The organism is Rhodococcus phenolicus, from assembly GCF_001646785.1.
Classification (GTDB): Bacteria; Actinomycetota; Actinomycetes; order Mycobacteriales; family Mycobacteriaceae; genus Rhodococcus; species Rhodococcus phenolicus.
This window is the reverse complement of record NZ_LRRH01000058.1, coordinates 16837-36925: the sequence shown is the minus strand read 5'-3', so window position 1 is coordinate 36925 and position 20089 is coordinate 16837. Positions and strand designations below refer to the sequence as shown.

20 protein-coding genes are annotated in these 20089 nt (G+C 68.7%); 14 read left to right on the top strand and 6 right to left on the bottom strand.

Annotated features, from left to right (window positions below; genetic code table 11):
• Positions 1 to 256: 256 nt before the first annotated feature.
• The 6 genes from A8G15_RS16495 to A8G15_RS16470 are packed head-to-tail and all read left to right on the top strand — an operon-like array spanning position 257 to position 6687.
• Complete coding sequence (locus A8G15_RS16495) at positions 257 to 1348, top strand: ABC transporter substrate-binding protein (protein ID WP_068161689.1); 1092 nt, start codon at positions 257 to 259, stop codon at positions 1346 to 1348.
• Positions 1345 to 2169: an ABC transporter ATP-binding protein gene (locus A8G15_RS16490; protein WP_068161686.1), complete on the top strand. Its 825-nt coding sequence runs from the start codon at positions 1345 to 1347 to the stop codon at positions 2167 to 2169. The genes A8G15_RS16495 and A8G15_RS16490 overlap by 4 nt, the downstream gene beginning before the upstream one ends.
• Positions 2162 to 3034 carry an ABC transporter permease gene (locus A8G15_RS16485; protein ID WP_068161684.1) on the top strand — a complete coding sequence of 291 codons (873 nt, stop codon included), beginning with the start codon at positions 2162 to 2164 and terminating at the stop codon, positions 3032 to 3034. The genes A8G15_RS16490 and A8G15_RS16485 overlap by 8 nt, the downstream gene beginning before the upstream one ends.
• A 29-nt stretch (positions 3035 to 3063) precedes the next feature.
• Positions 3064 to 4416 (top strand): LLM class flavin-dependent oxidoreductase, encoded by a 1353-nt coding sequence (locus tag A8G15_RS16480; RefSeq protein ID WP_068161682.1) that lies wholly within the window; start codon positions 3064 to 3066, stop codon positions 4414 to 4416.
• Positions 4413 to 5693, top strand: a complete 1281-nt coding sequence (locus A8G15_RS16475; RefSeq protein WP_068161679.1) for an MFS transporter — start codon at positions 4413 to 4415, stop codon at positions 5691 to 5693. Before A8G15_RS16480 ends, A8G15_RS16475 begins: the two co-directional genes overlap by 4 nt.
• Positions 5694 to 5700: 7 nt before the next feature.
• Positions 5701 to 6687 carry an LLM class F420-dependent oxidoreductase gene (locus A8G15_RS16470; RefSeq protein WP_068161676.1) on the top strand — a complete coding sequence of 329 codons (987 nt, stop codon included), beginning with the start codon at positions 5701 to 5703 and terminating at the stop codon, positions 6685 to 6687.
• A gap of 12 nt (positions 6688 to 6699) precedes the next feature.
• On the opposite strand, the gene A8G15_RS16465 is transcribed toward A8G15_RS16470, so the two are convergent.
• Both A8G15_RS16465 and A8G15_RS16460 read right to left on the bottom strand, forming a co-directional pair.
• On the bottom strand, positions 6700 to 7263 hold the full coding sequence (locus A8G15_RS16465; RefSeq protein ID WP_068161674.1) for a GNAT family N-acetyltransferase: 564 nt from the start codon (positions 7261 to 7263) through the stop codon (positions 6700 to 6702).
• Position 7264: 1 nt separating this feature from the next.
• A complete protein-coding gene (locus A8G15_RS16460) occupies positions 7265 to 7933 on the bottom strand; it encodes a DUF3239 domain-containing protein (protein ID WP_068161944.1) in 669 nt (222 codons plus the stop codon).
• A 249-nt stretch (positions 7934 to 8182) separates the two neighbouring features.
• On the opposite strand from A8G15_RS16460, the gene A8G15_RS16455 reads away from it, so the two are divergent.
• Genes A8G15_RS16455 through A8G15_RS16445 form a run of 3 tightly spaced genes read left to right on the top strand, consistent with a single transcriptional unit; the run spans position 8183 to position 11916 of the window.
• Positions 8183 to 9553, top strand: coding sequence for a CitMHS family transporter (locus A8G15_RS16455; protein ID WP_068161939.1), 1371 nt, complete (start codon positions 8183 to 8185; stop codon positions 9551 to 9553).
• Positions 9554 to 9601: 48 nt separating this feature from the next.
• Positions 9602 to 11272, top strand: a complete 1671-nt coding sequence (locus tag A8G15_RS16450; protein WP_068161671.1) for an ATP-binding protein — start codon at positions 9602 to 9604, stop codon at positions 11270 to 11272.
• Positions 11254 to 11916 (top strand): response regulator, encoded by a 663-nt coding sequence (locus tag A8G15_RS16445; protein ID WP_068161667.1) that lies wholly within the window; start codon positions 11254 to 11256, stop codon positions 11914 to 11916. Before A8G15_RS16450 ends, A8G15_RS16445 begins: the two co-directional genes overlap by 19 nt.
• A gap of 12 nt (positions 11917 to 11928) precedes the next feature.
• Here the strand turns inward: A8G15_RS16445 and A8G15_RS16440 are convergent, their stop codons facing one another.
• The 4 genes from A8G15_RS16440 to A8G15_RS30700 all read right to left on the bottom strand — a co-directional run bounded on the left by A8G15_RS16440 (position 11929) and on the right by A8G15_RS30700 (position 14327).
• A complete protein-coding gene (locus A8G15_RS16440; protein WP_068161664.1) occupies positions 11929 to 13587 on the bottom strand; it encodes a DNA repair helicase XPB in 1659 nt (552 codons plus the stop codon).
• A 115-nt stretch (positions 13588 to 13702) separates the two neighbouring features.
• The gene (locus tag A8G15_RS31125; RefSeq protein WP_169833905.1) at positions 13703 to 13861 is read right to left on the bottom strand and encodes a hypothetical protein; all 159 of its coding nucleotides are present in this window, start codon (positions 13859 to 13861) and stop codon (positions 13703 to 13705) included.
• Positions 13862 to 13912: 51 nt separating this feature from the next.
• Positions 13913 to 14092, bottom strand: a complete 180-nt coding sequence (locus tag A8G15_RS16435) for a hypothetical protein (RefSeq protein WP_068161662.1) — start codon at positions 14090 to 14092, stop codon at positions 13913 to 13915.
• Positions 14093 to 14108: 16 nt separating this feature from the next.
• Positions 14109 to 14327 (bottom strand): hypothetical protein, encoded by a 219-nt coding sequence (locus A8G15_RS30700; protein ID WP_156665431.1) that lies wholly within the window; start codon positions 14325 to 14327, stop codon positions 14109 to 14111.
• A gap of 148 nt (positions 14328 to 14475) precedes the next feature.
• Here A8G15_RS30700 and A8G15_RS16430 point away from each other — a divergent pair, with 148 nt between their 5' ends.
• The 5 genes from A8G15_RS16430 (at position 14476) to A8G15_RS16410 (ending at position 20033) form a co-directional block, all read left to right on the top strand.
• Entirely contained in the window at positions 14476 to 15672 is a 1197-nt protein-coding gene (locus A8G15_RS16430; protein ID WP_068161659.1) for an ROK family transcriptional regulator, read from the top strand.
• 359 nt (positions 15673 to 16031) lie between these two features.
• On the top strand, positions 16032 to 17084 hold the full coding sequence (locus A8G15_RS16425; protein WP_068161657.1) for an ABC transporter substrate-binding protein: 1053 nt from the start codon (positions 16032 to 16034) through the stop codon (positions 17082 to 17084).
• A gap of 2 nt (positions 17085 to 17086) precedes the next feature.
• Entirely contained in the window at positions 17087 to 17950 is an 864-nt protein-coding gene (locus A8G15_RS16420; protein ID WP_068161654.1) for an ABC transporter permease, read from the top strand.
• The gene (locus A8G15_RS16415; protein WP_068161651.1) at positions 17926 to 18684 is read left to right on the top strand and encodes an ABC transporter ATP-binding protein; all 759 of its coding nucleotides are present in this window, start codon (positions 17926 to 17928) and stop codon (positions 18682 to 18684) included. The genes A8G15_RS16420 and A8G15_RS16415 overlap by 25 nt, the downstream gene beginning before the upstream one ends.
• Positions 18681 to 20033 carry an LLM class flavin-dependent oxidoreductase gene (locus tag A8G15_RS16410; protein ID WP_068161648.1) on the top strand — a complete coding sequence of 451 codons (1353 nt, stop codon included), beginning with the start codon at positions 18681 to 18683 and terminating at the stop codon, positions 20031 to 20033. The genes A8G15_RS16415 and A8G15_RS16410 overlap by 4 nt, the downstream gene beginning before the upstream one ends.
• Positions 20034 to 20089 lie beyond the last annotated feature (56 nt).

Below are 20089 nucleotides of genomic sequence, written 5' to 3'. Positions count from 1 at the left end.
TGCAGTCTTGATGAAGTCACATCGCCGCTTAGGAGATCGCCGTGTACGAGTGTTCGGAGTGTTGTCGCTGACCCAGCGACCGTCGACGTGCCGGTCCGAGGACCGTCCGTCGCTGAGATCTTCCGGCTGTATCGCACCGCACTCGTTCCTTTCCGCGCAATGTCGCACGCGTATCGACGATTGCTGCCCGCGGTAGCGCCGCCCGCCCGGCCCGAGCCCTCGGGGCCTCCTTCCAACGCAAGGAACAGCTTTCACGATGTCGCATTCCACGCTGCGCGCCCGAATCACCCGGTCGGTCGCCGTCGTTGCAGCACTGCTCACCGTCACGTCCGTCGCGACGGCGTGCTCGTCGGGTTCGGACGTCACGAAGACCGAGGACGGCCGGACCGTCCTGCGGTACGAGGGGACGGCCTCGCAGGTCACCTATCCGGAGCTCGCCGAGGCCTTCGGGTACTTCGACAAGATTCAGCTCGAGTGGATCGGGGACAACACCAGCGGTCCGCAGTCCATCCAGAACACCGCGACGGGGCAGACCGATTTCGGTGGCGCGTTCAACGGCGCCGTGATCAAGCTCCAGGCAGCGAACTCGCCGATCACTTCGGTGCTCGGCTACTACGGTTCCGACAAGGAGACGTTCAACGGGTACTACGTCCTCGAGGACAGCCCGATCCGCACTGCGCGGGACCTGATCGGCAAGAAGGTCGGGATGAACACCCTCGGTGCGCACCACGAGTTCCTGGTGCGGGAATGGCTTGCGCAGGAAGGGCTCACGCCCGAGGAGATCAAGCAGGTCGAACTGATCGTGGTGCCGCCGGTGAACACCGAGCAGGCGCTGCGGGAAGGCCAGATCGACGTGGGCACCCTCGGCAGTGTGTTCCGCGAGACCGCGGTCGAGCGGGGCGGCATCCGCCCGCTGTTCACCGACGAGTCCCTGTTCGGTGCCTTCACCTACGGGACCCAGGTGTTCCGCGACGACTTCATCGCCGAGAACCGGGATGCGGTGGCCGATTTCGTGCAGGGCACGGCCCGTGCGATCCGGTGGGCGCAGACCACACCGCGCGACGAGGTGATCGCCAAGTACAAGGAGATCATCAACGCCCGCGGCCGTAACGAGAACACCGACCTCGTCGAGTACTGGAAGAGCGCCGGTGTCGCCGGTCCCGGCGGTGTCATCACCGATCAGGAGATCCAGACCTGGCTGGACTGGCTGACCCGCAACGGTGAGCTCGAGGACGGGAAGTTCACGACCTCGGACATCTACACCAACGAATTCAATCCCTACGCCAACGGCACCTACGACCCGGCCGCCGGGCCCGATGGTGAACCGGTCGAGGAGGCGGCGAAGTGAGCACCACCCCGAAGCTCCGCCTGGAGCACGTGACCAAGCAGTTCGCGGTGCGCGGGAGCGCCGACACCTTCACCGCACTCGACGACGTCGGTATCGACCTCGCCGCCGGGGAATTCCTGGTCCTCGTCGGCCCCAGCGGTTGCGGCAAGTCGACCCTGCTCGATCTGCTCGGCGGGCTGAGCGAACCGACGTCGGGCCGGATCCTGCTGGACGGCAGGCCCATCTCGGGTCCCGGTCTGGACCGAGGAATCGTGTTCCAGCAGTACGCGCTGCTGCCGTGGCGCACGGCGCGGGCCAACATCGAGTTCGGCCTCGAAGCCAAGGGCCTGCCCAAGAAGCAGCGCCGCGCGCTCGCCGACCACTACCTCGAACTCGTCGGCCTGGCCGGCTTCGGCGACCGCTATCCACACGAGTTGTCCGGCGGCATGAAGCAGCGCGTCGCGATCGCCCGCAGCCTGGCGTTCGATCCCGAGGTCCTGCTCATGGACGAGCCGTTCGCGGCACTCGACGCCCAGACCCGCGAATCGTTGCAGGACGAACTGCTGCGGATCTGGCGTGAAACCGGCAAGACCATCCTGTTCATCACCCACGGCATCGACGAGGCCATCTATCTGGGGCAACGCGTCGCCGTGCTCACGTCCCGCCCCGGGCGGATCAAGACGATCGTCGACATCGACATCGACCGGAACGTCGAGGACGTCCGGTCCGGTGAGGCGTTCCGCAAGTACCGGCACGAGATCTGGTCGCTGCTGCATTCGGAGGTCGAGCGTGCCCGCGACCTCGAGCTCGGCGCCGCAACGGAAGAGGTGGAGCATGTCTAGCCCGAGCGCAACCCTGACCCGGCCCGCCGACACCGAATCGGTCGTCGTCGAAAAGAGCGTCGTCACAACGGATCCGGCGAAGTATCGGCGCGCCGCCCAGTATGCCGGGTCGCTGGCCTGGAAGGTGACCAAGCCGACCGTCGCGATCGCGGTGTTCCTCGTGCTGTGGGAGATCGCCCCGCGGCTCGGTCTCGTCGACGAGGTCTTCCTGCCGCCCCTGTCGACCGTGCTCGGGTCGCTGGTCGATCTGATCACGAGCGGGCAGCTCGCCGACCATCTCGGCGCGAGCCTCTCCCGGGCGCTCGTCGGGTTCTCGATCGCGCTGCTCGTCGCGATCCCGCTCGGCGTCGCGATCGGCTGGTACCGGCCCGTCGCCGAAGTGCTCAATCCGATCCTCGAACTGTTCCGCAACACGGCGGCTCTCGCGTTGCTGCCGGTGTTCGTGCTCATCCTCGGTATCGGGGAGACCTCCAAGATCGCCCTGGTGATCTACGCGAGCACCTTCCCGATCCTGCTCAACACCATTTCCGGTGTGCGAACCGTGGATCCGTTGCTCGTGAAGTCCGCGCGGTCGCTGGGGCTCCCGTCGTACCGGCTTTTCCAGAAGGTGATCCTCCCGGCCGCGGTTCCCACGATCTTCACCGGTATCCGCATGGCCGCGGCCTCGTCGGTGCTGGTGCTGATCGCCGCCGAGATGGTCGGCGCGAAGGCGGGTCTCGGCTATCTGATCACCGCCTCGCAGCTCAACTTCCAGATCCCCGCCATGTACGCCGGCATCATCGCGATCTCCCTCGTCGGACTGACGTTCAACGGCATCCTCGTCACGATCGAACGGCGACTCTCGCGTTGGCGTCCCGAACGCTGACATCCCGGAAAGTGCAGGAAATCAGAAGAATGTCACAGTCGTCCAAGCAGTTTCATCTCAACGCCTTCCTCATGGGTGTCGGCCACCACGAGGCGGCCTGGCGTCACCCGCGCACCGAAGCGCACCGCGTCCTCGATGTGAGGCACTTCCAGGAACTCGCACAGATCGCCGAGCGCGGCAAGCTCGACTCGGTGTTCTTCGCCGACGGCCTCGCGGTCGGCCCGCGCGTCGAGCACAACACGCAGGCGATCTTCGAGCCGGTCACCCTGCTGTCGGCGATGGCGGTGGTCACCGAGAACGTCGGTCTCATCGCGACCGCGTCGACCGGTTACAACGAGCCGTTCAACCTGGCCCGCAAGTTCGCTTCGCTCGACCACATCAGCGGGGGCCGCGCCGGCTGGAACATCGTCACCTCCGGTGGCGCCGACGAAGCCCGCAACTTCGGCTACGACGACACCCCGGACCATGCGGGCCGCTACGACCGCGCGGCGGAGTTCGTCGATGTCGCGGTGTCGCTGTGGGACAGCTGGGAAGACGACGCGATCGAGCTGGACGAGGAGACCGGGCGGTTCGCCGACCCGGGCAAGGTGCATTCCGTCGACCACGACGGAGCCCGGTTCCGGGTGCGGGGTCCGCTGAACTCGCCGCGCAGCCCCCAGGGCCGTCCGGTGCTCGTCCAGGCCGGATCGTCGGAGAGCGGCAAGGATTTCGCGGCACGCTACGCCGAGGCGGTGTTCACCGCGCAACGCACCCTCGCCGAGGGCCAGGCGTTCTACCGCGATCTCGAGGCCCGTGTCGTCAAGGCCGGACGCGACCCCCGGTCGCTGAGGGTGCTGCCCGGCATCGTGCCGTTCATCGGGGAGACCGAGGAGGAAGCCAAGGCTCTGGAGCAGGAGTTCACCGACCTGATCTCACCGGCCTACTCGCTGCGGCAGCTGTCCACGATGCTCGGCGTCGACCTCACCGAGCACGCCCTCGACGCACCGCTGCCCCCGCTGCCCCCGATCGAGCGGATCCAGGGCAACAAGAGCCGCTACCAGCTCGTCAAGGACCTCGCCGAGAACGAGGGACTGACGGTGCGTCAGCTCATCGGCAAGCTCGGCGGCGGTCGTGGGCACCGCACGTTCGCCGGCACACCGGAGCAGATCGCCGACGAACTGCAGTTGTGGTTCGAACAGGGCGCCGCCGACGGTTTCAACGTCATGCCGCCGTACCTGCCCGGTGGGCTCGAGGACTTCACCACGAAGGTCGTGCCGATCCTTCAGGAGCGCGGACTGTTCCGCACCGACTACACCGCCACGACTCTGCGCGGCCACTACGGCCTGGACCGGCCGGTGAGCCGTTACGCCGCCGTCGCCGAGTCGGATGCCGTCACTGCATGAGACCGGCCTTCGACCTGAAACCTCTCGTCACCACGGTCTTCCTGCCCTCCGCGATCTTCGGGATCGGGCAGGGCGCCGGTGCCCCGGTGCTCGCGTTGCTCGCGCGGGAACTCGGGGCACCGTTGCCCGTGGCCGGGCTGATCGTCGCGCTCGTCGCGTTCGGTGCGGTCCTCGGTGACCTGCCCGCCGGACGCATCGTCGCGCGCCTGGGGGAGCGGCGCGCGATCATCGGCGGCACTGCGCTCGGGGCGGTCGGTGTCGGTGTGTCGATCGCCGCCTGGAATCCGGTGGTCCTGGCGGTCGGTGCGCTGCTCACCGGATTCTCGAACGCGGTGTGGGGGCTGGCGCGGCAGAGCTACCTCGCCGAGGCGGTACCCATGGAGGCCCGTGCACGGGCCATGGCGATGTTCGCCACGATGTGGCGGCTCGGCAACTTCCTCGGGCCGTTCGTCGGAGCCGGGGCCATCCACCTCGTCGGCGTGCGCGGGGGCCTGGTGGTGCAGGTGACCGGTGTGGTGCTCGCGGGCATCCTCATGGCACGGGCTCCGGAAACCCGCCGCGCGTCGTCGGCGACCGAGGCGGCCGTTCCCGCCGGGCTGGGAGCGATGCTGAGCCGGCACCGGGTGCTGCTGTGTACGCTCGGCGCCGGGTCGCTGCTCATGGGTGCGGCGCGCGCGTCCCGCGAAGCGGTACTTCCGTTGTGGGCCAGCCACATCGGACTCGACGCCGTGACCGTGTCCATCGTCTTCGGGATCGGCGGTGCCGTCGACCTGCTGTTCTCGTATCCGGCGGGGATCCTGATGGACCGCTACGGTCGCCGGGTCGTCGCGGTGCCGTCGCTGGTGATCATCGGCGTGGCGTTCCTGATGCTGCCGTTCGCCGGCGACGTCGTCTCGCTCACCGTCGTCGCGGTGGTCCTGGGCATCGGGAACGGCCTGGGCAACGGCGTGATCATGACCCTCGGCGCCGACACCGCCCCACCCGAGACGCGGGCGGAGTTCCTCGCCGCGTGGCGCCTCACGCACGACAGCGGCATGTTCGTGGGCCCGTTCCTGGTCGGCGCGGTCGCGGCGGTCTCGCTCGCGGCGGGTGCCGTCACCATCGGTGGTCTCGCGATGGCCGGTGCGGCCTGCATGTTCCGCTTCGTTCCGCGATACTCGCCGTGGCCGCGCCGGGTGCTCCAACCGGTAACGTCGGCAGCAACGACCGAACCGGCCGGGCCGGTCCCGGACTCCGGGACGGATCTTGTCGATACGGTGACCAACCGAACCAGATAGGACACCAATGCGTTTCGGACTCTTCGTTCCTCAGGGCTGGCGGCTGGACCTCGTCGGCATCGACCCCGCCGACCAGTGGCGGGTCATGCGCGACCTCGCGGTCCGCGCCGACAACGGCCCCTGGGAATCGATCTGGGTGTACGACCACTTCCACACCGTGCCCGCGGCCACCGACGAGGCGACACACGAGGCGTGGTCGCTGGTGTCGGCGTTCGCGGCCGTCACCGAGCGGGTGCGTATCGGCCAGATGTGCACCGCGATGAGCTACCGCAACCCCGCCTATCTGGCGAAGGTCGCGGCGACCGCGGACATCATCTCCGGCGGCCGGATCGAAATGGGCATCGGCGGCGGCTGGTACGAGCACGAGTGGCGCGCCTACGGATACGGATTCCCGTCCGCCGGCGAGCGGCTCGCCCGTCTCGACGAGGGGGTGCAGATCTTCCGGCAGGCATGGGCCACCGGTTCCGCGACCCTGCACGGCAGGCACTACCGGGTCGACGGCGCGATCGTCCGCCCGCTCCCGTTGCAGGAGAGCGGCATCCCGCTGTGGATCGCCGGCGGCGGCGAGAAGGTCACGTTGAAGATCGCCGCGAAGTACGCGCAGTACACCAACTTCGACGGCACACCCGAGGGATTCGCCCACAAGTCGGACCTGCTGCGCGAGCACTGCGCGGCTGTCGGTACCGACTTCGACGCGATCGTCCGGTCAGCGAACTACAACGTCGCGATCGGCCGCACCGAGGCGGAGGTGCAGGAACGCCTCGAGACGCTGCGGGCGCGGCTCGAACCGCTCGTCGGGGCCGACGCCGCGGACGCTTCGCTCAACGCCTTCCGGGGAATGCCCGCGGTCGGCACCCCCGAGCAGATCGTCGAGAACCTCACCGCCCTGAAGAAGCAGGGTCTCGGCTATGCGATCTTCTACTTCCCTGAAGCGGCGTACGACACCTCGGGCATCGAACTGCTCGAGAAGGAGGTGCTGCCGCACCTGGCCTGACGCGGCGAGCCGTCAGGCCGGCCAGCCCTCGGCCGGGACGCGTGGATCGTCGGACAACAGGCCGGCGATCCACGTGTCGCGCGGAACACCCCGATGGATGGTGCCGCGACGCAACGTCCCCTCGAACCGGAACCCGACGTGCCGCGCGACGGCCGCCGAGGCGGTGTTGCCGGCGAACGCGCGCCACTCGATGCGTGCGGTCGCCAACCCGTCCGCGGCGAACGCGAAATCGCATGCCAGATGCACCGCGGCGGTCGCCAGGCCGTGGCCGCGCGCATCCGGCGCGATCCAATACCCGATCTCGGGGGCGGTGCGGTCGTGATGCAGGAATCCGACGACGCCGAGCAGCGCACCGCCGGGGGAGGTGCGGATCGCCCAGTTCGGGGCGGCGCCGGCCCAGCCCCGGGGCACGATTTCGCCCACGAAACGCAGCGCGTCGGCCCTCGCGTACGGGTCGGGCACGGTCGTCCACGCCGTGATCTGCGGGTCCCGGCACGCGACGGTGATCGCCTCCACATCGCGTGGACCGGGCACGGTCAGATGAACCCGCCCGTCCGTCAGCGACGTGATCTGCATGTCAGCGCAATTCGCCGGGCAGGTCGCTGCGGTCGAGCACCAGCCGGTGGTCGTCGGTGGCGCTGACCTTCTCGGACAGACCGACCTTGTTCTTCAGCAGTGTCCACTCGGCGTCGCCGATCGCGTCGGTCGCCTCACGCAGCACCTTGGCGTCCCGCGTACCCCACGCGATCGGCATCGGGCTGACCATCTGCCACGAGCCGGTCGTGTTGCGGGTCGTGCGATCGGACAGCACCGCCACACACGGCACCCGCTCGCCGACCCGCTTCTGATGCGCCGGCACGGCCTGCACATTGCGGGTGACCAGGGCATAGCGGCGGTCGGCGGTACCGGGTTTGGCGATGTCCACCAGCGCCAGCAACGTCAAACCGCGCGGACGGACCTCGGAGACCACCGCGGGTACCAGCGGGCTCTCGTGGTACAGGTCCTGCACCGATCCGACCTTCCGGGGTGCCCACAGCGCAACCCACGCGGACGTGAGGGCGGCGACGACGAGGACCGCGCCGACGATGTACGCCCACGGCCTGCCGAGGGTGAGCAGCCAGGCGGCGCCGCCCGCGCACAGCAGCGCGACGACGATCCCCGAGAGCCGCAGACTTCGCACTTCGGCGAGCGTCTGGTTCACGGACTTGGCGTGGGGCAGGTCGACGGGAAACTCGAATCGGCGCACGTCGTCCAGCATATGGGAGCGGCTCCGGCGCACCGATCGCGATGTGCTCGAGCAGAATGCGCACAACGGCGCTATCGCGCTCAACGGTGACTGCCCGCAGGTCCCCGTCCCACACTCTGATGTAGCAGAGATCACACTCCGGGGCGGCTCCCGGTGCCGGATTCCACTCGAGACCCCAGGTCGTCGCAGCGGCCCGTGGCCGACGTGTGCCCGGCTCGGCCCCGGCCCTGTCAGAAAGTGGGCACCGCAATGCTCGTCATCCTCGGCTTCCTCATGGTCGCCACCTTCATGTTCCTCATCATGTCGAAACGGGCCACGCCGGTCGTGGGCCTGATCCTGGTCCCGGTCGCGTTCGGCCTGATCGCCGGAGCGGGCACGGGCATCGGCGACATGATCGTCGACGGCGTCGAGAGCCTTGCCCCGACCGCTGCACTGCTGTTCTTCGCGATCATCTTCTTCGGGATCATGATCGATGTCGGGCTGTTCGACCCGCTGGTCCGGCTCATCCTGCGGCTGGTGCGCGACGACCCGGCACGCCTGGTGGTGGGGACCGCCGTGCTGGCAATGGTCGTGTCCCTCGACGGAGACGGATCCACGACGTTCATCATCACCACGTCCGCGTTGCTGCCGCTCTACCTGAAATTGAAGGTCAGTCCCGTCGTCCTCACCGTTGTCGCGGGACTGGCGAACGCCACCATGAACATCATCCCGTGGGGTGGTCCGACGGTCCGCGCGGCCAGCGCGCTCGGACTGTCACCGTCCGACGTGTTCGTCCCGATGATCCCGTCGCTCGTCGTCGGCCTGGTGATCGTGCTCGGATTCGCTGCGCACCTGGGCGTCGCCGAACGCCGCCGCATCGGCCGTCTCGTGTGGCGACCCGAGTTGACGCCGCTCGGTGCCGGCCCCTCGGGGGTGGGAACGACGAGCGGCGGGGGATCCGGCGCGAGCGACCCCGAAGTGGGGCAGCTCGCCGCCGGTCTCGACCCGGACCGCCCGACCCTCCGCCCGCGGCTCCTGCCGTTCAACGCGATCCTCACGGTGGCGCTGCTGGTCGTCCTGGGACTGGACGTCCTGCCGATCCCCGTGCTGTTCATGATCGCCGCGGGACTCGCGCTGGCGGTGAACTTCCCGCGGGTCGTCGACCAGTCCGCCGCGATCGCGCGGCACTCGTCGAGCATCGTCTCGGTCGTCGCGATGGTGTTCGCCGCGGCGGTCCTGACCGGTGTCTTCCAGGGCACCGGGATGGTCGAGTCCATGGCGCTGTGGCTCACCGGAATCGTGCCCGACTCGCTGGGGCCCTTCCTCGCGGTCATCACGGGTCTTCTCAGCATTCCGTTCACGTTCTTCATGACCAACGATGCCTTCTACTTCGGGGTGCTTCCGGTGCTGGCGGAGACGGCCGGGCAGTACGGCATCGAGCCGGTCGAGATGGCGCGCGCGTCGATCACCGGGCAGCCGGTGCACATGCAGAGCCCGCTGGTCCCGGCGATCCTGCTGCTGGTGACCCTCGCGGGGGTGCCGTTGGCGGACCACCACCGGAAGGTCCTGTGGCGCGCCGCGGTGGTATCGATCGTGATGCTCGTCGTCGGCGTGCTCCTCGGGCAGATCCCGCTCGGATGAGACCGGGCGGGGCGACACTGGGCACATGGGACGAACAGGGACGATGCCGTGAAACTTCGCACCCAGGTACTGCTGCTGCAGTCCGCAGTGGTGGCGGTGGCGCTCGGCATCGGGTTCACGGTGTTCGCGACCACCACCGAGGATCGTGTCACCGACGAGCACGGTCAACGTGCCCTCGCGATCGCCCGGGCCGTGTCCGCGGACGGGACCGTCCGCAGCGAGGTCGCGCGCTACGCGGCCGCCGACGACGGCGTGGTCTCCCCGGACAACCCCGCACTGGCGTCGGGTTCGGTGCAGGAGGCCGCCGAGGCCGTCCGCACGGCGACCGGTGCGCTGTTCGTGGTGATCACCGACGATCAGGGACTGCGCCTCGCCCATCCCGACACGGACCAGCTCGGACTGAGGGTGAGCACCGATCCGGCGGAGGCTCTCGCTGGCCGCGAGGTCGTGACCAGCCAGCGCGGCACGCTCGGTGACTCGGTGCGGGCGAAGGTTCCGGTGACCGACCCGTCCACGGGCAGGGTCGTCGGGGAGGTCAGTGTGGGCATCTCCACCGAGCGGGTGCGGTCCGATCTCCGCAGCGACCTCGCCGACGCCGTCCTGATCGCGCTCGCGGCGCTCGCGTGCGGTGCCGTCGGATCGCTGCTCCTCGCGAACCGGTGGAAACGGCTGACCTTGGGCCTCGAACCCGAGCAGCTCACCGAGCTGGTCCGGGAACAGGAAGCCGTGCTGCACGGGATCTCCGACGGTGTCGTCGGCACCGATGCCCGCGGCGCCGTCACCGTCGTCAACGCCGAGGCGCGGCGGCTGCTCGACCTCGACGACGGGATCGGCCGCAGCGTCGACACGCTCGGCATGACACCGCGGCTGCTCGATGTGCTGCGCGCCGCGGACGGCACCCCGGTCGCCGCGACCACCGGCGACCGGGTCGTCGTCGCAGTGTCGCGGCGCGTCGTGCGCGACGGCCGCAACCTGGGCACGGTGATGTCGGTGCGGGACCGCACCGACATCGAGACGCTCACGCGTGAGCTCGACGCCGTCAAGTCGCTGAGCACAGCGCTGCGGGCACAGCGTCACGAGTTCGCGAACCGGCTCCACCTGATCGACGGCCTGCTCCGGCAGGGGCGGGCCGAACAGGCCCTGGAGTACATCGAGCAGATTCTCGGCTCGGGTCCGCTCGGCCAGCAGCTCGAGGGGGCCGATGCGCTCGCCGACCCGTATCTGCACGCCTTTCTCACCGCGAAAGCGGCGCACGCGCGCGAGCAGGGAGTGGCGCTCGTCCTCGGTGAGAACACCTGGGTGCACGCCACCGTGCGGGTGCCGGTCGACGTCACGACGGTGCTGGGCAACCTGCTCGACAACGCGATCGAGGCGGCCCGGGTGAGCGGGCACATGCCCGCCGAGGTCGAGGTCGAGCTGGTGGAGAACGGCCCCGACCTGCACGTGAGCGTCGCGGACACGGGAGATGGCGTCGATGCCGGACTCCCCGACGTGTTCGTCGAGGGTGCGACGACCCGCGATGCCTCGACCGTGCCCGGCGGCCGGGGGATGGGCCTGGCGCTGGCGCGCCGGATCGCCCGGCTGCACGGCGGCGACGTCGTGCTCGCCGACCGCGGGGGCCGGCGCACCCCGGACAATCCGACCGGGGGTGCCGTGTTCCTGGCGACGCTGCCCGGGGTGCTCGACGAGGGAGATGCGGGATGGGCGGAACGGATCTGAGGGTGCTCGTCGTCGACGACGACTTCCGTGTCGCGGACCTGCACGCGACCGTGGTGGCCGGTGTGCCCGGATTCGAGGTCGCGGCGGTCGCGGGAAGCGCCGGAGCAGCCCGGGACGCGGTCCGGGACGTGCCCGTCGACCTGGCGCTCGTGGACGTGTATCTGCCGGACGGGTCCGGTGTCGAGCTGATCCGGCAACTCGACTGCGACAGCTTCGTGCTCGGCGCGGCCGGCGAGGGCGCGACGGTGCGGGCGGCGCTCGCCGCCGGCGCGCTGGTGTATCTCGTCAAACCGTTCGCGAGCACCGAACTGGCGCGCCGCCTGGCGGCGTACGCGCAGTACCGCAGAGTGGTCGCCGGCGAGGAACTCACGCAGGCCGAGATCGACACGGCGCTGTCGGCGCTACGGCCCGCACTCCCGTCCGCTCGTCCCGCGCCTCCACGATCGTTCACCAAGGAGCTTGTGCTGCAAGCACTCCGGGAATCGGAGGATCCGCTCTCCGCCGGGGAGGTCGCCGTGGTGATCGGGGTGTCGCGCGCGACCGCGCAGCGTTATCTCGCTGCCCTCGTCGCGAAGGGCCACCTGCGGATGCAACTGAGGTACGGCACCACCGGCCGTCCCGAACAGGAGTATCGCCCCGTGTGACGCGGCGCGGCGTCAGCCGATCTGGGGACCGAGCAGGTCGTCGGCGTCGGTGATGCGGTACGCGTAGCCCTGCTCGGCGAGGAACCGCTGCCGGTGCGCGGCGTATTCGGCGTCGAGGGTGTCGCGGGCGACCACCGAATAGAAGTGCGCCTGGCCGCCGTCCTGCTTGGGGCGCAGCAACCGGCCGAGGCGCTGTGCCTCCTCCTGCCGCGACCCGAACGTGCCGGACACCTGCACCGCCACCGACGCCTCCGGCAGGTCGATGGAGAAGTTGGCGACCTTCGAGACCACCAGCACCTTCAGCTCACCGGCGCGGAACCGGTCGAACAACGCCTCGCGTTCCTTCGTGCGCGTCGAGCCCTTGATCACCGGGGCGTCGAGGGCCTCGCCGAGTTCGTCGAGCTGATCGATGTACGCGCCGATGATCAGAGTCGGGGCGTCGCCGTGCCGGTCGAGGATCGACTTCACCACCGGAATCTTGGTGCGGGCCGTCGAGCACAGCTTGTACCGTTCCTCCGGCTCGGCGACCGCGTACGCCATCCGTTCGGCGTCGGTGAGCGTGACCCGCACCTCGACGCAATCGGCCGGGGCGATCCAGCCCTGTGCCTCGATGTCCTTCCACGGCGCGTCGTACCGCTTCGGGCCGATCAGCGAGAACACGTCGCCCTCCCTGCCGTCCTCGCGGACGAGCGTCGCGGTGAGGCCGAGCCGCCGCCGGGACTGCAGGTCGGCGGTCATGCGGAACACCGGCGCCGGCAGCAGGTGCACCTCGTCGTAGATCATCAGCCCCCAGTCGCGGGAATCGAACAGCTCGAGGTTGCGGTACTCGCCCTTCGACTTGCGGGTGATGACCTGGTAGGTGGCGATCGTCACCGGACGGATCTCCTTCTTCTCGCCCGAGTACTCGCCGATCTCGTCCTCGGTCAGTGACGTGCGGGCGATCAGCTCCCGCTTCCACTGGCGGCCGGCGACGGTGTTGGTCACCAGGATCAGGGTGGTGGCACCGGCCTTCGCCATCGCGGCGGCACCGACCATCGTCTTGCCGGCGCCACACGGCAGCACCACCACACCGGAGCCACCCGCCCAGAACGATTCGGCGGCGAATTCCTGATAGTCGCGCAGATGCCACGGGTCGGAGTCGAAATCGAGCGTGATCGGATGTGCCTCGCCGTCGACGTACCCGGCCAGATCCTCGGCCGGCCAGCCGATCTTGAGCAGCATCTGCTTGAGCCGGCCGCGCTCGCTCGGATGCACCACCACGGTGTCGTCGTCGATGCGCGCCCCGAGCATGGGGGCGATCTTCTTGTTGCGCAGCACCTCCTCGAGCACCGCCCGGTCCGTGCTCGCCAACGTCAGCCCGTGCGCGGGGTTCTTCGCCAGCTGCAGGCGCCCGTAGCGGGCCATGGTGTCGACGACGTCGACGAGCAGCGGCTGCGGCACCGCGAACCGCGAGTAGGTGACGAGGGCGTCGACGACCTGCTCGGCATCGTGCCCGGCGGCGCGGGCGTTCCACAACGCCAGCGGGGTCACCCGGTAGGTGTGGACGTGCTCGGGAGCGCGCTCGAGCTCGGCGAACGGCGCGATCGCCTGGCGTGCCGCGTCGGCAAGCTCGTGATCGACCTCGAGGAGCAAGGTCTTGTCGGACTGGACGATCAACGGTCCGTCGGCCACGGACGCCTCCTAGCACGGGAACAGCAGAACTCTCCCATTCTCCAGACACCGGCGGCGGCGCGCCACCCGCGCGCCGCCGCCCCGGTACCTCTGTGCCCGGCGTCGGTGATCCGTCTCAGCCCGAGAGCGAGCGGCGCACCTCCATCACGCACACCAGTGCCTCGGAAATTCCGGACCGGTAACCCGCGTCTTTTTCCGACATTGCGGGGGAGCGATCCAATTCGTTCTCGAGCCTGTCCTGAATTTTATCCAGTGCCGACAGCGTCCTTTTCACGTGTGCTTCCTGTTTCGTATCGTTCGCGAATTCGGTGGGTTTCTCCGGAAATCACACCGTTGTGGTGGATTCGACCGCCTGCTGGTCGAGGACGAACAGCCGGGCGTGGGCGAGGGCGGCCCGGCGGCCGTGAACGAACGCGGACGACGAACCGCCGTCGCCCGCGTCGTTCGACATGGCTGTGAACTGCTCGTACAGGCGGTCGAGGAGTTCCGTGGCGGAGATGGTCACGGCGTGTCCCGGCGGGTCAGTTCGACTTGCGCCTCGTCACGAATTCGCCCTCGTTCGTCTGCTTGCGGCGCTTTTCCGCGCGCCTTTCCTTGATGGACTGTGTCGGCTTCTTCAGCGCCTTGCCCTTGTCGGCCATTTTTTTCCTCTCGAAAAAGGGGTTCGAACAACCCGACAGGACCCGACCATAGCCGATTCGCAGGAAAAAGCCAGTCGCTGCGAAATCGCCGGAATTCACCGGAACGGGAAACCTCGACGCGGCAGGAAGGTCGGACGTCCCCGGCAAGCGCGGACTTAAGTTCACAGGGGTTCGATGTGTGGTCCGGTTCCGAACGGATCGATAGCGTCGTCACCCGAGACGGCCGGCTGCACGGGGAGGGAAAGCCATGACGCGGTCCGCGACGGTGCCGAATCCCGCTCGGCGCGCCGGCAGCGGCGGTGTCGTGCTGCGCGCGGTCCTCGACGACGGGCCGATCGCCCGGAGCACCGTCGCGCGGCGCACCGGGCTGTCGCCCGCCACGGTCAGCACGGCGAGCACGGACCTGGTCGAGTGCGGGCTGATCCGGGAGTTGCCGGAGGTCGCGGGGCCGACCGGGCTGGGCCGGCCCCACGTACCGATCGACCTGGACACCGGCAGGTTCCTGGTCGCCGGCATCCATCTCGCGTACACCCACACCACCGTCGCGCTGCTCAATGTGCGCGGCGAGGTCGAAGCCCGCGCGCGCCTCGCGCACACCGGCGACCCCGCCGCAGTCCTCGACCGTGCGGCCGTGCAGCTGCTGGCACTGGCGGCCGACCGCGGTGGCGCCCGACTGCTCGGTGTCGGATTCGCGGCCGGAGGGTGGGTCGATTCGGCGTCCGGGACGATCGTCGACCACCCCCTGCCCGGCTGGGCCGGCGTGCGTGTGCGCGACGAACTGGAACGACGCACGGGCCTGGCGGTGAGGATCGACTCGCACGCCCGCGCGCTCATCGAGGCCGAGCGGTTGTTCGGGGAACGCCGCACCCGTGACAGTGTTGCCCTGCTGTTCGTCGGCAACGTCGTCGATGCGGCATTCGCAACCGGCGACGACGTGCACCAAGGTCCTCGTGCCGCCGCCGGGGCCATCGCACACCAACCGGTCGACAGCGACGTCGTCTGCGGATGCGGACGCGTCGGATGTTTCGAGGCGACCCTGTCCGACCGCGCGGTGCTGCGAGAAGCGATGCTCCGCGGCATCGTGGACCGCCCGGTGTTCGACGATCTGCTGCGCCTCGCCCTCGCCGAGCACGGGCCTGCCCGTGAACTGCTGATCCATCGCGCATTCCAGGTCGGTCGCGCGGTCGCGCGACTGGCGGACCTGCTCGACCCGGAGGTGATCGTGGTGTGCGAACGCGGCGTCAACCAGGTTCCGGGCTGTCTGGATGCGGCACGAGCCGGCTTCGCCGCATCGTCGTCGGTACCACGGGGCACCGCGGAAATATTGGTGGCCAGCAGTTTTCCCGGTCTCTCCCTCCCGGTATCGGCTGGTGCGGTGATCCTCGGCGAGTTGTATCGGTATCCCGTTGCGACGGTTCGGGAGCTGGCCGGAGCATCGGTGTGACCTCCTGCCTGCCTCTCCGAATTCGGTTGTGTGGCACGGATCATGAGCCCCGACTTAATTCGGGACGACGCAATGTTGACGCGGACCCCGGCGGACGGAAAGTATGAACGGGTGATCGACATCGAGGCCGAGTCCGTTCGAGGAGTGCTGCAGCGCAACGTGTTCGCGTTCCGTTGTTGTTGTCGCTGACGTAGCAGCGCGGTCCGGTGCATTCTCGCCGTCGAACCGCTGCCCTTCGCACCGCCCCGGTGCGGGCAGGGGAATTCGCCGATCCGGCACGGCCGTCGCGCCCGAGATCGCCCACACCTATCGGACCGATCGTGGGCGCCCCACCATCGACACGACCCGAAGGAAACAGATTGTCCACCACCATCGACCGGAGACTGTTCGTCAAATCTCTGCTGGGCACTGCGGTTCTCGGCGCGCTGGCGGCATGCTCGCCCGGTGCTTCCGCAGGACCCGTGCTGACCGCGGCCGACCCGCTCCCCACCGAGGTGCCACCGGGCACCGCACTGAAGGTCGCCGCACCGAACGGCGCGCAGAAGCTCGCGCTCGAACTGTCCGGACTGATCGACCGGCTGCCGTTCACGGTGCCCGAGTGGGCGAACGTCAGCGCCGGTCCCGACGTGATCAACGCGTTCCGGGCGAAGTCCCTCGAACTCGCATCCAACGCGGGGATCCCGCCGATCCAGGCCGCCTACCAGGGCTACGACGCCAAGATCGTCGCCGTCCAGGAGAAGCACACGCCGACACTGCGATTCGCGACGAAACCCGGAAGCGACATCGCCTCCGTCGAGGATTTCCGTGGCAAGAAGATCGCCTTCTCGCAAGGTCAGGCCCAGGGCGTGGTCGTGCTGCGCCAGTTGAAGCAGGCCGGAATCGACTACGGCGAAGTCGAACTCGTCCCGCTCACCACACCGCAGTTCCTCACCTCGCTGCAGGCCGGCCAGGTCGACATCGCGCCGCTGACCACCCTGCAGGTTCCCAAGTATCTCGATCAGTACGCGGCCGACGGTGCCCGCGCGATCGAGACCGATGTCGTCGACCTGCTCACCGTGCTGTGGGCGCCGACGGAGGTACTCGAGGACCCGGCCAAGGCCGCCGCGATCGCCGCCTACATCCCGCTCTGGGCACAGTCGACCGTCTGGTATTCGGAGAACCCCGAGGAATGGGTCCAGAAGTACTACGTCCAATCGCAGAACCTCGTCGCCGAGGAGGGTCGTGCGATCGTCGACCTCACCGGCCTTCCGCACTTCCCGGCGAGCTGGGACGAGGCGATCGCGTGGGAGCAGGAAACCGCCGATCTCCTCGCCGAAGGCGGATTCGTCGACGCGCTCGACGTCTCCGCACTGTTCGACCGGCGCTTCGAGTCGCTCGCCGCCGCAGCCGTCGCCGAAACCTACCGGAGCTGACCATGGTCGACATCGCCACCACCACACCGCCGGGCATCGTACCCACCGCGGTTTCCCGGGCCCCGCAGGTCCGCTCGCGCGCCACCGCTCGCCGACGGCTCGGACCGGGCAGACGATTCCGGGGCGCGTCGTTCGTCGGACCCCTCGCCGTCCTCGCCGTGTGGTCGGTCGTGTCCGGGACCGGCATCGTCGATCCGCGGGTGCTACCCGCACCGTGGACGGTTCTGAGCACCCTCGTCCGGCTGTGGACCGACGGCACGCTCGCCGCCGACATCGTCACCTCGCTCACGCGGGCCGCCTCGGGATTCGCGGTCGGCCTCGTCGTCGGGGTGATCCTCGCGTTGCTGGCCGGGCTGACCCGCATCGGAGACGCGTTCATCGACGGTACCGTCCAGGTCAAACGCGCCATCCCGACCCTCGGGCTCATCCCGCTGCTCATCCTGTGGCTCGGGATCGGCGAGAGCTTCAAGGTCGTCACGATCGCGCTCGGAGTGTTCGTTCCGATCTACATCAATCTCGTTGCAGCCCTTCAGGGAATCGACAACAGATTCGTCGAGCTGGCACAGGTCGCGGGGCTGAATCGACTCCAGTTCATCCGCGAGGTCGTGTTCCCGGGCTCCCTCCCTGGGTTCTTCACGGGACTTCGCCTGTCCGTCAACATCTCCTGGCTCGCGCTCGTGGTCCTCGAGCAGATCAACGCCACGAGCGGCCTCGGCTACATGATGTACCAGGCGCAGAACTACGGCCAGGTCGACGTCATCATGGTCGGTCTGCTCATCTACGCGACCTTCGGTTTCGTCACCGATCTCATCGTCCGCACACTCGAAAGGAAGGCCCTCTCATGGCGACGCGGACTCAGCAAGTAGGCGTGCCCGGGTCGGTGGAATCGGGCCTGCGGATCTCCGGTCTGGTCCGGCGGTTCGGAGAGCGTGTCGTCCTGGACCGGCTCGACCTCGAGATCCCCGACGGCCAGTTCGTCGCGCTGCTCGGCCGCAGCGGCTCCGGCAAGTCCACGCTTCTGCGCGCGGTCGCGGATCTCGACGACGACGTCGACGGGTCCGGTGACATCCTCGTGCCCGAACGAATCTCCGTGGTGTTCCAGGACTCCCGGCTGCTGCCGTGGAAACGGATACTCGACAACGTGATTCTCGGCGACCGGACGATCGACGCGAAGGCGCGCGGACGGCTCGCGCTGCGGGAGGTCGGACTGAACGGACGTGAACGAGCGTGGCCCGCAGAGCTTTCCGGAGGCGAAGCCCAGCGTGCCGCACTGGCTCGCTCACTGGTGAAGGACCCCCAGCTGCTGCTCGCCGACGAGCCGTTCGGCGCCCTCGACGCCCTCACCCGCATCAAGATGCACGGCCTGCTCCGCGAACTGTGCGAACGCCACCGGCCGACCGTGCTGCTGGTGACCCACGACGTGGACGAGGCGATCGTCCTCGCCGACCGCGTCGTCGTCCTGGACGAGGGCCGCATCGGTCTCGACCTCGCGATCGACCTTCCGCATCCGCGCACCACGCGCCATCCCGACGTCCCCGAATATCGTGATCGCCTGCTTGCGGCGCTCGGTGTTCTCGAGAACCAGGAGGTTCCTGCATGACGAAGAAGCTGCACCTCAACGCATTCCTGATGCCCGTCGGTCACCACGAGGCGGCGTGGCGGCTGCCGGAGAGCGACCCGGTCGCCAACCTCGACATCGGGCACTACATCGAACTGGCCCGCATCGCCGAACGCGGCAGGTTCGACTCGGTGTTCCTGGCCGACAGCCCCGTGCTGTTCACGAACCCCGAACGTCGCCCGTCCGCCAAACTCGAACCGACGATCGTCCTCACCGCCATCGCCGCCGCCACCTCGCGGATCGGCCTGATCGGCACGGCGTCGACCAGCTACAACGATCCCTACAACCTGGCGCGACGGTTCGCCTCGCTCGACTACGTCAGCGGAGGCCGGGCCGGGTGGAACATCGTCACCACCGCGGGGGACGACGCCGCCCGCAACTTCGGCCTCGACGGGGTGCCCGCGCACAAGACCCGGTACCAACGCGCCGCCGAGTTCGTGGAGGTCTCGACGAAGCTGTGGGACAGCTGGGAGGACGACGCGATCGTCGCGGACAAGGACGCGGCGATCCACACCGATTCGTCGAAGGTCCATCCGATCCGGCACGAGGGTGAGTTCTTCAAGGTGGAGGGCGCACTGAACGTGCCGCGTCCGCCGCAGGGCCACCCGCTGCTCGTACAGGCGGGGTCGTCGGAGGACGGCAAGGACTTCGCCGCGCTGTACGCGGAGGCGATCTTCACCGCGCAACCGACGTTCAAGGAGGGTCGAGCCTTCTACGACGATGTCAAGGATCGCGTCGCGAAGGTCGGCCGCGACCCGGACAAGGTGCTGATCCTGCCCGGCATCGTTCCCGTCATCGGAGACACAGAGGAGCAGGCCCGTGCCCTCGACGACCAACTGGCGCAGCTCATCTCACCCGAGTACGCGCACCGCCAGCTCGCCGAGCGGTTCAGGCTCACCGTCGACGAACTCGACCTCGATTCGGAACTGCCCGAGGATCTGCCGTCCGAGGACGAGATCGAAGGCGCCAAGAGCCGGTACACCCTGATCGTGCAGCTCGCGCGCCGGGAGAGACTCACCGTCCGGCAGCTCATCGCCAGGCTCGGCGGCGGCCGCGGACACCGCACGTTCGCGGGGACGCCCGTGCAGGTCGCCGACACCATCGAACACTGGTTCCGCTCCGGCGCCGCGGACGGATTCAACATCATGCCGGCCGTCCTGCCGTCGGGACTCGAGAAGTTCGTCGATCTGGTGGTGCCGATCCTGCAACAGCGCGGTCTGCTGCGCACCGACTACACGGAGACGACGCTGCGCGGTCACTACGGACTGCCGCGGCCGGAGAACCAGTTCGTCGTCGACGCCGTGACCCGGGCCGCCGCCGCCCTCGGCTGATCCGTCGACCGGATGCGCATCCGGTTCGCGGCCGCGGCGCGTCCACCTGCATCGAT

Bases quoted from the DNA above. Each gene is read 5' to 3' on its own strand.
- A8G15_RS16430 (WP_068161659.1), top strand. From the start codon at position 14,476: ATGACGCGGTCCGCGACGGTGCCGAATCCCGCTCGGCGCGCCGGCAGC.
- A8G15_RS16480 (WP_068161682.1), top strand. From the start codon at position 3,064: ATGTCACAGTCGTCCAAGCAGTTTCATCTCAACGCCTTCCTCATGGGT.
- A8G15_RS16410 (WP_068161648.1), top strand. From the start codon at position 18,681: ATGACGAAGAAGCTGCACCTCAACGCATTCCTGATGCCCGTCGGTCAC.
- A8G15_RS16470 (WP_068161676.1), top strand. From the start codon at position 5,701: ATGCGTTTCGGACTCTTCGTTCCTCAGGGCTGGCGGCTGGACCTCGTC.
- A8G15_RS16485 (WP_068161684.1), top strand. From the start codon at position 2,162: ATGTCTAGCCCGAGCGCAACCCTGACCCGGCCCGCCGACACCGAATCG.
- A8G15_RS16495 (WP_068161689.1), top strand. From the start codon at position 257: ATGTCGCATTCCACGCTGCGCGCCCGAATCACCCGGTCGGTCGCCGTC.
- A8G15_RS16445 (WP_068161667.1), top strand. From the start codon at position 11,254: ATGGGCGGAACGGATCTGAGGGTGCTCGTCGTCGACGACGACTTCCGT.
- A8G15_RS16415 (WP_068161651.1), top strand. From the start codon at position 17,926: ATGGCGACGCGGACTCAGCAAGTAGGCGTGCCCGGGTCGGTGGAATCG.
- A8G15_RS16475 (WP_068161679.1), top strand. From the start codon at position 4,413: ATGAGACCGGCCTTCGACCTGAAACCTCTCGTCACCACGGTCTTCCTG.
- A8G15_RS16420 (WP_068161654.1), top strand. From the start codon at position 17,087: ATGGTCGACATCGCCACCACCACACCGCCGGGCATCGTACCCACCGCG.
- A8G15_RS16465 (WP_068161674.1), bottom strand. From the start codon at position 7,263: ATGCAGATCACGTCGCTGACGGACGGGCGGGTTCATCTGACCGTGCCC.
- A8G15_RS16455 (WP_068161939.1), top strand. From the start codon at position 8,183: ATGCTCGTCATCCTCGGCTTCCTCATGGTCGCCACCTTCATGTTCCTC.